Annotated in this window: 17 protein-coding genes; all 17 read left to right on the top strand. The window is 39.5% G+C overall.

Annotation, left to right across the window (positions count from 1 at the left end):
* Positions 1-109: 109 nt before the first annotated feature.
* The 17 genes from UFO1_RS18935 to UFO1_RS24585 all read left to right on the top strand — a co-directional run bounded on the left by UFO1_RS18935 (position 110) and on the right by UFO1_RS24585 (position 15,170).
* A complete protein-coding gene (locus tag UFO1_RS18935; RefSeq protein ID WP_038673433.1) occupies positions 110-352 on the top strand; it encodes a hypothetical protein in 243 nt (80 codons plus the stop codon).
* 227 nt (positions 353-579) lie between these two features.
* Positions 580-1,407 (top strand): 5-dehydro-4-deoxy-D-glucuronate isomerase, encoded by an 828-nt coding sequence (gene kduI, locus UFO1_RS18930; RefSeq protein WP_038673431.1) that lies wholly within the window; start codon positions 580-582, stop codon positions 1,405-1,407.
* 58 nt (positions 1,408-1,465) lie between these two features.
* Complete coding sequence (gene kduD, locus UFO1_RS18925; RefSeq protein ID WP_038673429.1) at positions 1,466-2,221, top strand: 2-dehydro-3-deoxy-D-gluconate 5-dehydrogenase KduD; 756 nt, start codon at positions 1,466-1,468, stop codon at positions 2,219-2,221.
* 150 nt (positions 2,222-2,371) lie between these two features.
* Positions 2,372-3,343, top strand: coding sequence for a 2-keto-3-deoxygluconate transporter (kdgT, locus tag UFO1_RS18920; protein ID WP_038673427.1), 972 nt, complete (start codon positions 2,372-2,374; stop codon positions 3,341-3,343).
* A gap of 92 nt (positions 3,344-3,435) precedes the next feature.
* A complete protein-coding gene (locus UFO1_RS18915; protein WP_038673425.1) occupies positions 3,436-4,194 on the top strand; it encodes a sugar phosphate isomerase/epimerase in 759 nt (252 codons plus the stop codon).
* Between the two features lie 29 nt (positions 4,195-4,223).
* Complete coding sequence (locus UFO1_RS18910) at positions 4,224-5,162, top strand: sugar kinase (protein WP_038673423.1); 939 nt, start codon at positions 4,224-4,226, stop codon at positions 5,160-5,162.
* Between the two features lie 18 nt (positions 5,163-5,180).
* Positions 5,181-5,831, top strand: coding sequence for a bifunctional 2-keto-4-hydroxyglutarate aldolase/2-keto-3-deoxy-6-phosphogluconate aldolase (locus UFO1_RS18905; protein WP_038673421.1), 651 nt, complete (start codon positions 5,181-5,183; stop codon positions 5,829-5,831).
* Positions 5,832-5,970: 139 nt separating this feature from the next.
* Positions 5,971-6,738, top strand: a complete 768-nt coding sequence (locus tag UFO1_RS18900) for an IclR family transcriptional regulator (protein WP_038673419.1) — start codon at positions 5,971-5,973, stop codon at positions 6,736-6,738.
* Between the two features lie 382 nt (positions 6,739-7,120).
* On the top strand, positions 7,121-9,121 hold the full coding sequence (locus UFO1_RS18895; protein ID WP_038673417.1) for a sigma-54-dependent Fis family transcriptional regulator: 2,001 nt from the start codon (positions 7,121-7,123) through the stop codon (positions 9,119-9,121).
* 324 nt (positions 9,122-9,445) lie between these two features.
* Positions 9,446-11,167, top strand: a complete 1,722-nt coding sequence (locus tag UFO1_RS18890; protein ID WP_038673415.1) for an aldehyde ferredoxin oxidoreductase family protein — start codon at positions 9,446-9,448, stop codon at positions 11,165-11,167.
* Positions 11,168-11,355: 188 nt separating this feature from the next.
* Positions 11,356-11,640 (top strand): thiamine S protein, encoded by a 285-nt coding sequence (locus UFO1_RS18885; protein ID WP_038673413.1) that lies wholly within the window; start codon positions 11,356-11,358, stop codon positions 11,638-11,640.
* A gap of 17 nt (positions 11,641-11,657) precedes the next feature.
* The gene (locus UFO1_RS18880) at positions 11,658-11,894 is read left to right on the top strand and encodes a MoaD/ThiS family protein (protein ID WP_038673411.1); all 237 of its coding nucleotides are present in this window, start codon (positions 11,658-11,660) and stop codon (positions 11,892-11,894) included.
* A complete protein-coding gene (locus UFO1_RS18875) occupies positions 11,895-12,629 on the top strand; it encodes a HesA/MoeB/ThiF family protein (protein ID WP_051789015.1) in 735 nt (244 codons plus the stop codon).
* A 395-nt stretch (positions 12,630-13,024) separates the two neighbouring features.
* Positions 13,025-13,870: a hypothetical protein gene (locus UFO1_RS18870; protein WP_038673408.1), complete on the top strand. Its 846-nt coding sequence runs from the start codon at positions 13,025-13,027 to the stop codon at positions 13,868-13,870.
* Positions 13,871-13,891: 21 nt separating this feature from the next.
* Entirely contained in the window at positions 13,892-14,527 is a 636-nt protein-coding gene (locus UFO1_RS18865) for an RNA polymerase sigma factor (RefSeq protein ID WP_038673406.1), read from the top strand.
* A 79-nt stretch (positions 14,528-14,606) separates the two neighbouring features.
* Positions 14,607-15,020 (top strand): DoxX family protein, encoded by a 414-nt coding sequence (locus UFO1_RS18860; RefSeq protein ID WP_038673404.1) that lies wholly within the window; start codon positions 14,607-14,609, stop codon positions 15,018-15,020.
* 33 nt (positions 15,021-15,053) lie between these two features.
* Positions 15,054-15,170, top strand: coding sequence for a hypothetical protein (locus tag UFO1_RS24585; RefSeq protein WP_071842035.1), 117 nt, complete (start codon positions 15,054-15,056; stop codon positions 15,168-15,170).
* The last annotated feature ends 196 nt before the right edge of the window (positions 15,171-15,366 follow it).

Raw genomic sequence — 15,366 nt, 5'->3', positions numbered from 1 at the left:
ATCACTGGAAATACGTGGTACTATGGTATTGGACAAGTAAAATCACCAAATGATAAAAGTGTGATTGGTGCTTAGTTGATTAAATTGATAGGAAAAAGGAGTGTGTATTATGTGCGGTTGTGAAGAAAAAGATCCTGAAATGACGGATGAAATTCCAGTGTTGTTTACAGATGATATTGAGCTTCTCGAAGATCGTTTATCGGATGTTATTATTGCCATGGGCTTGCCTGAAGAACAGACTGGGGCAGTTTTAAGATTGATGAGTGACGCGTTAGAAGAACATCATTCTAATATTCTTGATACCTTTGAATATATTATAGCAGGCGAAGAAGATGAGGAAGAGATCGAATAATCTTCTTTCTTAGTTCTTGTTACTAAGGCACCTTGCAACCAAGAATTGGTTGTAAGGTGTTTTTTGTATTTTACTGTATATATTAATAAAAATAAATAAATTATTCCGCATAGTGGAATAATTTATTTATTTATGAGAATAAAAAGAGGATTTAGAATATATTACGCGAATATATGCGGTATAAATGAAAAATAAATCCACATAGTGAGAAAAGGGAGGCTTTTTAAATGGATGTCAGACATAACGTTCATCCAGAGGATGCAAAGCATTATACAACTGAGGAATTAAGAAATCGATTTTTAATCCAAGAGCTATTTGTGCCAAATGAAGTGAAAATGGTATACAGTCACGTTGACCGGATGATAACTGGTGGTGTATGTCCTGTTCAACCTGTAGTGCTTGAAGCAGGAGCTGGAATGGGCGTTGATTATTTCCTAGAAAGACGGGAGATGGGAATAATTAATATTGGTAATCCAGGTACTGTTACCATTGATGGTGTGAAACATGACCTTAGTACAACGGATGGCTTATACATTGGTATGGGTGCAAAAGAAATTAGTTTTTCAAGTGCAGATGCCAGCAAACCAGCTAAATTTTATTTTAATAGTTCACCAGCCCATAAAACTTATCCAACAGTGAAAATTGAAAAAACGGAAATCACTCCGAATCATCTTGGCTCCATAACACAGTCAAATGATCGTAATATATATAAGTATATTCATCCACAAGGGGTGAAAAGCTGTCAATTGGTGATGGGAATGACAGTTCTTGAACCAGGAAATATGTGGAATTCTATGCCTTGTCACACGCATGATCGCCGTATGGAAGTGTATTTGTACTTTAATCTTCCAGAAGATGCTGTTGTATTCCATTATATGGGTGAACCAACAGAAACCAGACATGTAGTAATGCGAAATGAACAAGCAATTATTTCACCTAGCTGGTCAATTCATTCTGGCGTAGGTACACAAAGTTATACTTTCATTTGGGGTATGGCAGGAGAAAATCAAACTTTCGATGATATGGATCATGTTGCTATGAAAACACTGAAATAAATGTAGTTGATAAATGGCAATCTTTTATAGACAAATGTAGGATAAGTGGAGGTTTAAAATGAGCATGTTTGATTTAACGGGAAAAGTGGCCATTGTCACTGGTGCAGCTATGGGACTAGGTCAAGGGATGGCTGCTGCTTTAGCAAAAGCTGGAGCAGATATTGTTAGTGTAGGTTTAGGTGATAATACTGAAACAAAAGCATTAATCGAAGCTACAGGTAGAAAATTTTTGGCTGTAGATGCGAACTTGATGAGCATTGAAGTGATTCCTGCTGTAATTGATCAAGTCGTTGCTACTTTTGGCAGACTTGATATCTTAGTTAACTGTGCTGGTACCATTCGTCGTGCCGATGCAATTGACTTCACGGAAAAAGACTGGGATGATGTTATGGATCTTAACCTCAAAACCGTATTCTTTTTCAGCCAAGCGGCAGCAAAACAATTTATTAAGCAAGGCCAAGGCGGTAAGATTATTAATATCGCTTCCATGTTATCCTTCCAAGGTGGTATTCGCGTACCTTCCTATACTGGTAGCAAAAGCGGCGTAATGGGAATTACTCGTCTAATGGCGAATGAATGGGCTAAATATAATATTAATGCCAATGCAATCGCACCTGGTTATATGGCTACTGCCAATACAGCTCCGATTCGCGCTGACGAACAACGTAATGCTGAAATTGTCAATCGTATTCCAGCTGGACGTTGGGGCTTGCCGCAAGATTTAGAAGGACCTGTTGTGTTCTTGGCAGCACCTGCTTCTGACTATGTGAATGGCTACACTGTAGCTGTTGACGGAGGATGGTTAGCTCGTTAGTAGTAATAGATTTAGATAAGGTAGCCGGTTTCAAAGGCTGCCTTATCTTATCGCTAATAAATTCCGAATCTTCACAGATGATGAAAGATTTAGTTTAAGTGCGCAATTATATATATTTAAAAATATTGAATAAAAGAAAGAAGGTAAACTATGAAAATCAAACAAACGATTGATAGAATTCCTGGTGGCCTCATGCTGGTTCCTTTATTTTTGGGAGCGATTTGTCACACATTTTTTCCTGACTCTGGTAAATATTTCGGATCCTTTACGAATGGTTTAATTACTGGTACCGTACCCATCCTTGCCGTTTGGTTTTTCTGCATGGGTGCTGGTATTGATATTAGAGCTACAGGTACAGTACTAAGAAAATCAGGTACATTAGTATTGACTAAAATTGCCGTTGCTTGGGTTGTAGCAGTTATCGCAGCCAAGATTCTTCCGGGAAATGGGGTACAAACAGGATTTTTCGCTGGATTGTCTACTCTTGCATTAATTGCAGCGATGGATATGACCAATGGCGGTTTGTATGCTTCCATTATGCAACAATATGGATCAAAGGAAGAGGCAGGAGCGTTTGTCCTCATGTCAATTGAATCAGGTCCTTTAGTGACCATGCTTATTATGGGTACTTCTGGTTTAGCAACCTTTGAACCACGTTTATTTGTTGGTGCTGTTCTTCCTTTCTTAGTTGGTTTTGCATTAGGTAATTTAGATAGCGAACTAAGAGAATACTTTGGTAAGGCATCTAATGTTATGATTCCTTTCTTTGCGTTTGCGTTAGGTAATACAATTGATTTGAATGTAATTGGTAAAACTGGATTATTAGGAGTTGCATTAGGGATTTCCGTTATTATAGTTACAGGTATTCCATTGATGTTAGCTGATAAATTTATCGGTGGCGGAAATGGGACTGCAGGGCTTGCAGCATCCAGTACTGCAGGAGCAGCTGTTACCAATCCTCTCATTATTGGTGAAATGCTACCAGAATTTAAACCTGCTGCACAAGCTGCAACTGCGTTAGTTGCTACGTCAGTCATTGTGACATCCGTTATGGTTCCAATATTGACAGCTTGGTGGAGCAACTATATGAAAGAAAAAGAGCAAGCTGTAAAACAAGCATAAATCGATATGGCTTAATGAAAAGAGGCATGCCCCTGTATGCCTCTTTTCATTAAGCATTGGAATTTTGACAAATAAAGGAGAGGAGGATCAATATGTCGAAAGATATTGTGATTAACCTATTAGTTTTTGCTGATGCTGTTAGTAAGGGAACGAGACAGGTTGAGCTTTTCTCTAAAGTAGCGTCTTTAGGCGTGAAAAAAGTAGAAGTGCGGCGCGAATGGATTAAGGACTTTGCCGTGGAACTACCGCAAATGCGCAGTAAAGCAGCGGAACTTGGTCTGGAAGTATATTATTCGATTCCAGCGGTGCTGTTTAAAAAAGGTAAATTAGATCGTGGTGGTTTGCTCGAGGTGCTCCACGAAGCAAGAGTACTTAATGCTACACGCGTTAAATTCGCTGTAGGTGAGTTTGATGATACCGCTCAAAAAGAATTGTTTGATCTTAAGAATGTACTTAGTGGGCATACTGTGCTTGTCACTGTAGAGGGTGATCAATCTCCTGCCAATGGCAGAGTTGAGACCATTTTAGGATTAATGGAAGCATGCCGCAAAAATAATATTCCTGTATATGCTACCTATGATGTAGGTAACTTTGTTTTTGTTGGTCAAGAGCCACTTTATAATGCAGTAAAACTTTATCCTTTTGTTCGTTATATTCATTTAAAAGACGTGGAAATGACGCTTCAAGGACCTCAAGTACGCAGCTTAGATGGTGGTCATATTAACTGGCGGGCAGCTCTTAGCCTATTGCCTAAGGATGTACCTGTAGGCATCGAGTTTCCTTGTGGGGAAGAACCAGAGGAATTATTACTAAAAACAATTGAAAAGATACAACAGGTAAGCAAATCATAATGTTATAATTTGAATGTAGGAGGTAAAATATGAGCAAAATACTTACAATTGGCGAACCTATGGCACTTTTTGTAGCACAGCAGGAAGGTGCATTGAAAGATGTAGAACATTTTTCGCGGTTTGTTGCGGGTGCTGAAGTTAACTTTTCTATCGGTATGGTACGTTTAGAACATCAAGTTACTTATATTACAAAACTAGGTGATGATCCTTTCGGTAAACAGATAGAAGAATTTTTACAACAAAATGGTATTGATACTTCTTATGCTACCTACGATGCAAATTATTTTACTGGTATGCAGTGGAAGCAGAAAGTTACGACTGGTGACCCTCAAGTTTTTTCTTTACGCAGAAATTCAGCAGCTTCTCACATGGATTTAAGTACAATCGCTGAACTTAATTGGGATGGATTTGACCATATCCATTTGACAGGTATTCCTCCGGCACTTTCAGCTGGATGCCGGCAGGTTGTATATGAATTGATTAAACAAGCCAGGGAAAAAGGAGTACAAATCTCCTATGATCCCAACTTACGTCCTGGTCTTTGGCCAGATAAAGCAGAAATGGCAAGTGTAGTTAACGATTTAGCATGCCTTGCTGATATTGTGATTCCAGGTATTGAAGAAGGAAAATTGCTTACTGGTAAAGAAACTGTACAAGAAATCGCCGATGCTTATCATGCTGCTGGTGTGAAGACTGTTGTAATAAAATTAGGTGCCGAGGGCGCTTATACAAGTTCAGAGGGGCAACATTTTTACACACCGGGATTTAGAGTGGAAAAAGTGGTAGATACAGTAGGCGCAGGTGATGGTTTTGCTGTTGGCTTGGTGAGCGCTCTATTAGAAGGCTTGTCCTTGCAAGAGGCTGTAAGACGTGCAGCTGCAATTGGTGCATTGGCAGTTATGTCTCCTGGTGATAATGATGGACTGCCTACTAGAAAAGGTCTATCAGCTTTTATGGCACAAAAATAAAAAGGTAGTGAGGTAAAAATGGATAAAGAGATTGTAATAAAGAGACTTTGCGAAGAAAGTTTAGTAGTTGTTGTACGTGGTGCAAACCATGAAGAAGCACGTAAAACAGTAACAGCTTGCGTTGCAGGTGGCATCAAGTTAATTGAAGTTACTTTTACCATTCCAGGAGCACACCAGCTTATGGCTGAACTGGCAGAGGAATATAAGGGTACAGACGTAATGATAGGTGCAGGAACAGTGTTAGATCCTACAACTGCAAGATTAGCTATTTTAAGTGGTGCTGAGTTTGTTGTATCTCCTTGCCTTGACGTGGAAACAGTAAAACTTTGTAACAAATATCGTGTACCGGTAATGCCGGGAATCATGACAGTGCGTGAAGCAGTGTTAGCTATGGAAGCAGGAGCAGATATTTTAAAAGCATTCCCAGGAGAAATGATGGGGCCTAAATTTGTGAAAGCATTAAAAGGGCCATTACCTCATGCACGTCTAATGCCAACAGGTGGTGTGGACATAGATAATGTTGGAGAATGGCTTAAAGCTGGTTGTGTAGCAGTAGGGGTTGGCGGTAATTTAACACGAGGTGCCGCTACTGGTGATTATGCCTTGGTTACAGAAACAGCACGCCGCTTTGTAGCAGCTGTCCAGAAAGCAAAAGAAGAAGTAGGATAAGCTGGTTACGAAAAGTAATCATGTATGTCTATTGCTATTCTTGCTGACTGAATTGTAACGATAAGCTTGCTCTAGTAAAAATGATATAATACAATAATGATAAGGGTTGCTTTTTAAGGTACAAGGAAGGGGCATAGATATGGCGGGAAAAATAGAAGTGCAATCATTGCACAGGGCATTTGATATATTAGAGGTAATTGGTAATAGCCGAAATCCCATTAGTATAAAAAAAATTACTGAAGATACGGGACTACCGAAATCTACCGTTTACCGCTTGTTAAATAATCTTGAGAATAGGAACTATGCTTTCTGTGATCACAACGGGAATTACCGACTTGGGTACCAACTATTGATGATGAGTCAGTGGGCAGAAAAAGAGTTTGAGATTAAACACTTGGCAAAAGAGTTTTTAGAGTCACTGAATGAGTTTACGAAGGAAACAGTCCACTTAGCTATCTTACAGAAAAAGCGAGTTTTATATGTAGATACGGTAGAAAGTCCTCACCCCTCACGTTTAGTTGCTAAACTAGGAACGACTAATTCTGTACATTGTACTGCTCTTGGCAAAGTTCTGCTACTGCATCATACAGATGCAGAGATACTTGCTATTCTTGAAGAAGAAGGTATGGAAAAGAGGACGGAAAATACCCTGACGAAACCTCTTGATTATCTTAAAGAGATGGAAGATGTTCGAAAGTTAGGTTATGCCTTAGATAAGCAAGAAAGCGAAATGGAAGGAAGATGTATTGGCGCCCCTATTTATGATAAGGCAGGAAAGGTTATTGCTGCGATTAGCATCTCAGGAATTGCCACTCGCTTCTCTCTTGATTTTATTGAAAAAGAAGTAGTCGATAAATTGTTAGATAGTACATTGCGTATTTCTCGTATTTTAGGCTATGTGGGATAAGAAGAAAAAAAGATCACTCTTTAATTTAGCTGAAAAGCTGAAAGGAAGAGTGATCTCTTTTTACGGAATTAGAAAGCATAACACTTTCTTGATTCCAAGTAAGAACGACTAAGACTTCTGCCTGCGTCCAAGGACTTGGCACAAGCCAAGTCTTTTCTTATGGTATCAGAATTTATAAGTTTCTAGTTAAAAGATTGAACCACAAAGACACAATGCCGCTATTGCGGCACACAAAGAAGATGGGAATGAAAGGATAGAACCCCTTTGTGACCTTTGTGTCTTTGTGGTTCAAAAAGGACGCGTAGTGTTTTTCTTATCTTGTTGCAGGTGTCAGCAGGATAATGGCGAAATTTACTCTTATCATTGTGATAAGGTGGGTATTATGACGATTAACAATAGTTATCAAGATTATACTCTTCCCGATTGGAAAAAGTTTATCATGGGAGAAAAGGGCCAGTATTCCACTCGTTCGCTAATCATTGAATCCTGGACGCGTTGTTATAAGGCTAGTGTTAACCCCTATGGAAATATAATCCATAGCAAATTAGAGGAAGCAGCCATGTTTTCTATGCTCTTAGAGAAGCGAGAGCTTATAGAGATAGCCAAACCTTTTATGATGAATCTATATTCCTTTGTTGAGGGCTCTGGATTTGTAGTTGCTTTAACTGATGAGCGGGGCTATATAATGGAAATGTTCGGTGATGAAGATACATTGAACAATCCTATGACGAGCAATTTTTTTCAAGGAGCTTTGTGGAGTGAAAGAGAAGGTACCAATGCCATTGGAACCGCTTTAATGATAAAAGAAGCCGTTCAGGTTTCAGGGGCAGAACACTATTGCCAAAAACATCACTGCCTAACTTGTTCTGCAGCACCCATTTTTAATCCTACAGGACAAGTAATTGGAATTTTGGATATGTCGGGTGCCTCCTATACTTCCCATCTGCATACGTTGGGTATGGTTGCTGCTGCTGCAGAAGCCATTACTGCGCAACTTGCCATACAACGAAAAAATCGAGAATTGGCAGAGGCGAATAAGCGTTTAACAAACCTTTTTAATACCATGTCTGATGGGGTATTGATGGTTGATGAATGTGGTATTATAAAACAAATTAACCCAGCTGCTAAAGATATTTTAAGCACAATAGAGCATGAAATAGTAGGAATGCCTATGGATCGTCTATTTGGCAACAAAAATGTAATAGCCCAGTTGATGCTGCATAGTAAAGAGTCTTATGAAGAGATCGAATGCATAGTTGATACGAAGAATAGTATGTTTCACTGCCTGGCATCTGGTGAGCCTTTACTAGATGAGCAAGGCCGAGTAATTGGTGGAGTTATTCTTTTGCGTCCGAAACCAACGCAAAATCTAGAGAATCGATTTAGTGGTTATCAAGTTACGTTGCAATTTGGTGATGTTATTGGTGAAAGCGCAGCGATAGTAGAAGCCATACGAGTGGCTTCGTTGGCAGCACCTACCGCCTCTACCATTCTTTTGCAAGGTGAGAGTGGTACAGGAAAAGAGATTTTTGCTCAGGCTATTCATAACCGGAGTAAACAAAGGAATGGCCCCTTTGTAGCCATGAACTGCGGTGTTATACCTAAAGATTTAATTGGCAGTGAATTATTTGGTTATGCCGAAGGTGCCTTTACGGGTGCCAAACGAGGTGGTAAACCAGGGAAATTCGAATTTGCTTCTGGTGGTACTCTTTTTCTTGATGAAATAGGTGATATGCCTCTAGAGCAACAAATCGCATTACTAAGGGTATTGCAAGAGAAGAATATAACACGCATTGGTAGCGATAAGATGATTCCGATTAATACACGGATTATTTGTGCAACAAACAAAAACTTGATGGAAGAGGTAAAAAAAGGAACGTTTCGCCAAGATCTTTATTATCGACTAAATGTAATTACTGTCAATATTCCACCTCTTCGTGAGCGTAAGGTAGATATTCCCTTACTTTTTACTAATTTTTTAGAGCGAATTGGTAGGGAAAGGAATTGTAAGTTTTGTGTCGATCCTCAGGTAATAGAATGCTTACAGCAGTTTGATTGGCCGGGTAATGTGCGTGAATTACAAAATGTAGTAGAACGAGCTGTAAGTTTGTCTGGAACTGAGATGATTACAGCAGTGCATTTGCCAATTGAGATTTGTGCAGGAATAAACCCTCCAGTGGCGTTAGAAACTATATTTTCTCAGGCTCTAAAAGGGAATTTTGGCCGTATAGAGCGAAAAAAAATATTGGAAAATGCCGAGAAACAGCAAATTATATTGTTTTTAACAAAGCATGGTGGTAATGTGAGTGAAGTAGCTCGAGAACTGAAAATTTCTCGTAATACCCTTTATCGCAAGATGCATTTATATGGTGTAGAAAATTAAATAAAACAATAGTGTCACTTTTGTGTTACTTATAGGTGACAAAAAGGTGACACTATTGTTACAAAATCATCAATAAGCCACTTCCTAAATTATAGGGAATGGCTTATTTTCTATGTGCATGAATGGCATGGTATATGCATAATTACTGATTACATATAGTAAATTGGAAAAATTCGAATAAGTTAGAGTGGTAATTATCCAGGGGGAGAACTGAAAACAGTTAGATAGTTTATGGTTGGTATTTTACGGAGAGGGGGCTTATCTGATAAGGGAAACAGGTTACGGTGAAAAAAGACTCTTACTAAGTATGGAGGGGGAAAATAGATGTTTTATCGTATAAATATGGCTGATCTATCGGTAAAAAAAGATGAGGGTACGCCATACCAAGGACTAGGAGGTCGTGCCCTTAGTTCACGGATTATAGATACTGAAGTATCTCCTACAGACCATGCCCTAGGCGAGGGGAACAAGCTTGTTTTTGTTACTGGTTTACTATCAGGCACAGGAGCACCTAATGCAGGACGCATGTCATTAGGCGCGAAGAGCCCATTAACCGGAGGGATTAAAGAAAGTAATGTAGGCGGAGCAATGGGCCATAAACTAGGCAGGCTTGGAATCAGAGGGATCATCGTAGAAGGATTACCCAAAAAAGAAATCTCCTATATTATACGAGTCTGTAGTGAAGGATTGTTTTTAGAGGAAATGCCTGAATTAAAAGGGCTAGATATTTATGATACGGTAGCCAAACTGCAAGAGAAATTTGGTGCCAAAATAGCCATTGGCTGTATTGGTACGGCAGGGGAACGCAAGATGGCAACAGCTTGTGTTGGGTTTACTGATATGGAAGGCGATCCTACTCGTCAAGCTGGCCGCGGTGGTATGGGTGCAGTAATGGGGAGTAAGGGGATTAAAGCAATTATAGCTGATGATAGCGGTACAAAGATGGTGCCATTTGTGGATGAACCGGCCTTTAGAGCGGGAGCAAAAAAATTAGCCAATGCCCTATTGACCCATCCTGTTACAAGTCAAGCACTACCTGCTTATGGTACTGATGTATTAGTGAATATACTAAGTGAGGCGGGTGGATTGCCTACCAGGAATTTTAGCTCAGGAAGATTTGAGGGGGCAAATAACATTGGCGGTGAAACACTGGCGGCAACCATTCATGAACGGGGCGGAAAAACAGGACATGGCTGTTCGCCAGGATGTATCATTCGCTGTTCTCAAATCTATAAAGATAAAAAGGGAGAAGTCTTGACAGGTGGTTTTGAATATGAAAGCTGCTGGTCCTTTGGCGCTCATTTAGGTGTTGATAACCTTGATGATATTGCTTTAATGAATCGATTGTGTGATGATTACGGTGTAGATAGCATTGATACAGGGGTGGCCATAGGAGTAGCAATGGAGGCCGGTTATATTAAATTTGGTGATAGTCAGGCAGCAATTAACTTAATCCATGAATTAGGCAAAGCAACCCCAATGGGACGAATTCTCGGTGCTGGGGCGGAAACTACGGGTAAAGTATTTGGTGTGCGTAGGGTTCCAACCGTAAAAGGGCAGGCCATTCCCGCTTACGACCCACGGGCTGTTAAAGGTGTTGGCGTTACCTATGCTACGACTACTATGGGAGCAGATCATACGGCTGGCTATTCAGTAACAGCTAATATTCTTGGTGTAGGTGGAAAAGTGGATCCCCTAAAACCAGAAGGACAGGTGGAACTATCTCGTAATCTTCAGATTGCTACCGCTTTCATTGATAGCACAGGCCTTTGTTTATTTGTTGCCTTTGCCATTTTGGATATTCCAGAAGGTCTAGAGGGGATTGTTGAGATGTGCAATGCTCGTTATGGTTGGAATAAGACAATTGGGGATTATCTAGAAATGGGTAAACAAGTACTCAGAGAGGAACGAGCTTTTAATTCTTCAGCAGGTATTGGCGATGGAGCTGATGATCTACCTGACTTCTTTAGAAAAGAACTATTACCGCCTCATAATGTGGCATTTGACGTGCCAAAAGCAGAATTAGATACTGTATTTAATTTTTAACAATCTGATGATACAGTATTAGGAAAAACGCTGAAACACGAAGCTCGCAAAGATGTACGAAGATTACGAAGGGATATTGTTTTATTTCTTATTCTTCCCCGTCTTCGCGTCTTCGCGTTTCAAAATGTTTTTTATATATTCAAGGATGAGAATAAGTCTTTTTATTTGAATTCTGGGGGCGAGATTTGATGCCTGATATGATTGAACTCCGAGGGTTTATGGGACTATTTACTTTATTTAAAAAGAGAAATTGGTCAAATCCTTATTTTTTTAGTTTAGAGAAAGAAGTAACAGGCCCCGAACTACTAGGAATATTGGATATTCCAAAGAAGGACGTTGAGATCATATTTATAAATGGAAAAGCTTTTCTCCCCTTTGATGCGATTATTTGTCCTGGCGATCGTGTGGCTTTAGTGCCCCCAGGTACGCCAGGGCCATACCGTGTCCTATTAGGTTTTATTAAAAAGGAGTAAAATAGGGAGGGATAGTATTGTATATAGAGGTACGGTTATATGCTACATTAAGGCGATATTACCCTTCTTGGATTGCAGGGGTGTCATCGGTTGAAGTGCAGGCAGACAGTAGGGTTAGTGATTTACTTAACACTATGAAGATTGATATGGCAGAGGTTCATATTATTATGATAAATGGTGTTAGTAGTACATTAGACTCCGCTCTGCAAGTGGGAGATCGAGTAGGACTTTTCCCAGCTGTAGGTGGTGGTTAAATGATAGGGAGTAATAGTAGTCTAGATAAGCTAGAGAAGGGGGAAACCCCAGAAAGGTACCAAAGAAATATTGGCACAATTGGAGTGGCTGGGCAGCAAAAGTTGTTACGTGGGAAAGTAGTCATTGTTGGGGCGGGCGGTTTAGGTGGTAATATTATAGAATTATTGGCTCGTCAGGGTGTAGGTTTTATAAGAGTGATTGATGGAGATAGCTTTGCGGTTCATAATTTGAATCGCCAACTATTAGCGACAGAACAGAATATCGGGGTAAATAAAGCCAGTGCCGCAGTAGAACGGGTTGCTGCTATTAATTCTGATATAATTACAGAAGCTATACCTCAAATGCTCACTAAGGAAAATGCCAAGGAGCTACTGGCGGATGTGGATGTGGTAGTGGATGCTTTAGATAATATTCGTGATCGCTTGCTACTCAGCCAAATAACAAGGGAACTTGGTTTACCTTTTGTACATGGTGCAATTGCTGGATTTACAGGGCAAGTGACTACCCTGTTGCCTGGAGATGTAGGTTTGGAAAGAATCTATAAAAAAGATAGTAGCGGGGAAAAAGGCATTGAGACCCAACTTGGAAATCCAGCAACTACTCCTGCTTTGGCTGCGGCAATTCAGTGCCAAGAAGTAGTCAAATTGTTAACTGGCATCGGTGAAGTATTGCAAAATCGGCTTTTATATTTTGATACAGAGTTTAACCTTTTTGAAGTATTAACATTGAAATAGTTGTAGGGCAAATTTAAAGTTAATAGGATATAGAACAATGTACCACAAGAAAAAAGCTGTCGGTGTCTGACAGCTTTTTTCTTGTGGTACATTAATTTGCTTAAAAGTCCTAATGTTGAGTTACGTTTATTATTTTTTAGATTATACTTTGAAACTCGTTTATAGTAATGGAGAAAGGTAACCTAATCCTAAGAGAGTTTAAGCTATTTCTATTTTTAATAAATTTTTTAGTATTTACCCCGTATCTCTTTTAGGCTTTATCGTGACTAAGATTATAGAAAGAATTCAATATCTAATTAAATAGTAACTGACTCTAAGAGAAGTTAAGAATGCAAATAGAATTAGAATTGTGATGAATGACTAGATTAAAGTGGGATAGAAAGGATAAGTATAAAATGAAAATAGATTCTAATATTCATGGAATTATTGTACCTCATGCCCCAACCTTGCTTGAAGATGAAATGGACCACCCATCCTCTCCCGTCATAAAAGCACTGCAAGAGAGTGGCAAAAGGATGCAAGACTGGGGCGTGGAGGCTGTAGTTGCCGTCACTACCCATTGGCAGACTAACGATAAATTTTTCATAGATAACTCATCGCTGCATGAAACAGTGATGGACTATTACGGGTTTCGCCCAAAAATTGAATATGACGTTTTGGGACATCCTAAATTGGCTAACTTACTTTTACAAGCCGGTGAAAAAAATCTGATCTTTCCTAACAGTAGCAAACATGGTGCTGATCATGCCATTGCTATTCCATTACACTTCATGTTTCCAGAGAAAAACATTCCTGTAATTCCCCTCTCTGTTTCAGGTTCATTGCTCTGTGCTTTCCGGTGGGGAAGAACCTTGGGACATACACTAAGAAATTGGGGGGGGAAAGTGCTATTTCTTATTTCGGGTTCCCTTTCCCACGACCTTACCTGTTTTATGAATGGCAAAATGCGATTAGAGCATGAAACTTTTGATCGTCGGGTGCTTAAGCTACTTTCTGAAGGCAAAGGGATGGACGTTTTGAAGATTGATCAGGAACTAATGGAGATAGCAAAACCTGAAGGGAATTTCCGTGACTTGTTTATGTTGCTAGGAGTAATGGGGTCAGAGACTCCTGGGCATATTCGGGCTTATGAAAAGTTGCCTGGTGTAGGCATGGGGATCGTTGAATTTTTAGATTCAGGTTATAATGAGAAGGACGAGGATTTTTTGAAGTATTGTCAGCCTAGTGGTATGATTCATTGAAGATAAAAGGAAGGATAGAATATGAGCGAGAACGAAAAGACGGTTGATCAGGAGATAATTCGTTTTTATAAGGTCGGAGATCAGGAGAGAGCATTAAAACTTTTTACAAATCAATATCAGACGAAACTCTATTCCTTGGCGTACCGGATGCTTGGGAACCATGACGATGCTATGGATGCGCTACAAGAAATCCTGCTCCAAGTACATCGATCTTTGCGAAATTTTAAGGGGCAGTCCAGTTTATACACTTGGGTTTATCGATTGAGCTCTAACGTATGTTTTAATTTTCGTAAAAAAAGAAGCCGAACTAGCAATCAAATAGAGTGGGAGGAAAGTCTCCAAGCAGTCATGCTGCCGATTGAACGTCCAAATGAAGATCCAGATAAGATGTGTGAGTCTAAGTATAATCAATTTTTGGTTCAGCAAGCTATCTTAAAATTGCCCGAGACCCAGCGAGCACTTCTTATTTTGCATGATCTTGAGGGAATTCCCGTTCCCGAGGTTGCCAGTATTTTAAATATTAATACGAATGCAGCAAAGTCAAGAATTCATCGCGGTAGAGCAGCTTTGCGTAATATTATAAGCAAAGGTTTTGTAGTCAAAGGAATGGAAGGGGTAGGCGTTTTCTCGGCAGAAGATTCCAATAAAATAATGTAGAAAAAAATAAAAAGTAGCCGTATCCTTTTTAGGAGAAAGGTTGACTAACTAAATGAAATAGAAAATAGGGGGAAGTAAAATGTCAAAACGTTATTATGAATGGAGTATGCTTGTGCTCCGTGTCGCTTTAGGAATCATTTTTCTAGCTCATGGATTACAAAAAATAGCTGGATTTGAGGGCATTGTTAAATGGTTCGGCTCAATAGGATTGCCAGCTGCACTTGCCTATGTAGTGACTACAATTGAGACTGTAGGTGGTGCGTTCCTGATTCTCGGATTGTTTACACGCACTGCAGCAGCTGGAATTATGTTTGTTATGCTAGGAGCAATTTTTTCCGTCAAAATGAGTAAGGGATTTATTGGTGGGTATGAGTTTGATATATCGTTACTAGCTATTGCAGTGGCGTTGATTCTATCAGGAAGTAACACCTATTCCTTAGGAAATCTATTCAGTTCATCCAAAGCAAGTTCCTCTGCAAAGAAAACTGCTTGATGATATTAATTTTTAAAATAGGAGGTTCTATTAATGGCTCAATTAGGTGAAGTATTAGTTTGTGAACTCTGCGGAAATGAAGTAACGGTGACTAAAGCTGGTGGCAATCCAGAAATCCACTGCTGCGGTCAAGCAATGAAGAAAAAGTAAAAACAAATGAAGGCAACCAACAAGAGATAAACCTCGCTGGTTGCCTTTCCTTTGTACATCGTGCTATCTATCTTTCATTAAGGAAAGATAGATAGAAACGGTTGTTTGGATTGCAGTAACCCTTTAAAAATAAATTTATGAATTGCTAAGTTTTTTTAATTTTTTATCTTGACGATAGGGAATTTCGACATTATAA

Origin of the sequence: Pelosinus sp. UFO1 (assembly GCF_000725345.1) — a bacterium.
GTDB lineage: Bacteria > Bacillota > Negativicutes > DSM-13327 > DSM-13327 > Pelosinus.
This window is presented reverse-complemented; position numbering and strand designations above follow the sequence as displayed.

Bases quoted from the DNA above. Each gene is read 5' to 3' on its own strand.
- UFO1_RS18860 (WP_038673404.1), top strand. From the start codon at position 14,607: ATGTCAAAACGTTATTATGAATGGAGTATGCTTGTGCTCCGTGTCGCT.
- UFO1_RS18900 (WP_038673419.1), top strand. From the start codon at position 5,971: ATGGCGGGAAAAATAGAAGTGCAATCATTGCACAGGGCATTTGATATA.
- UFO1_RS18910 (WP_038673423.1), top strand. From the start codon at position 4,224: ATGAGCAAAATACTTACAATTGGCGAACCTATGGCACTTTTTGTAGCA.
- UFO1_RS24585 (WP_071842035.1), top strand. From the start codon at position 15,054: ATGGCTCAATTAGGTGAAGTATTAGTTTGTGAACTCTGCGGAAATGAA.
- UFO1_RS18875 (WP_051789015.1), top strand. From the start codon at position 11,895: ATGATAGGGAGTAATAGTAGTCTAGATAAGCTAGAGAAGGGGGAAACC.
- kdgT (WP_038673427.1), top strand. From the start codon at position 2,372: ATGAAAATCAAACAAACGATTGATAGAATTCCTGGTGGCCTCATGCTG.
- UFO1_RS18885 (WP_038673413.1), top strand. From the start codon at position 11,356: ATGCCTGATATGATTGAACTCCGAGGGTTTATGGGACTATTTACTTTA.
- UFO1_RS18905 (WP_038673421.1), top strand. From the start codon at position 5,181: ATGGATAAAGAGATTGTAATAAAGAGACTTTGCGAAGAAAGTTTAGTA.
- kduI (WP_038673431.1), top strand. From the start codon at position 580: ATGGATGTCAGACATAACGTTCATCCAGAGGATGCAAAGCATTATACA.
- UFO1_RS18890 (WP_038673415.1), top strand. From the start codon at position 9,446: ATGTTTTATCGTATAAATATGGCTGATCTATCGGTAAAAAAAGATGAG.
- UFO1_RS18870 (WP_038673408.1), top strand. From the start codon at position 13,025: ATGAAAATAGATTCTAATATTCATGGAATTATTGTACCTCATGCCCCA.
- UFO1_RS18935 (WP_038673433.1), top strand. From the start codon at position 110: ATGTGCGGTTGTGAAGAAAAAGATCCTGAAATGACGGATGAAATTCCA.
- UFO1_RS18895 (WP_038673417.1), top strand. From the start codon at position 7,121: ATGACGATTAACAATAGTTATCAAGATTATACTCTTCCCGATTGGAAA.
- UFO1_RS18865 (WP_038673406.1), top strand. From the start codon at position 13,892: ATGAGCGAGAACGAAAAGACGGTTGATCAGGAGATAATTCGTTTTTAT.
- UFO1_RS18915 (WP_038673425.1), top strand. From the start codon at position 3,436: ATGTCGAAAGATATTGTGATTAACCTATTAGTTTTTGCTGATGCTGTT.
- kduD (WP_038673429.1), top strand. From the start codon at position 1,466: ATGAGCATGTTTGATTTAACGGGAAAAGTGGCCATTGTCACTGGTGCA.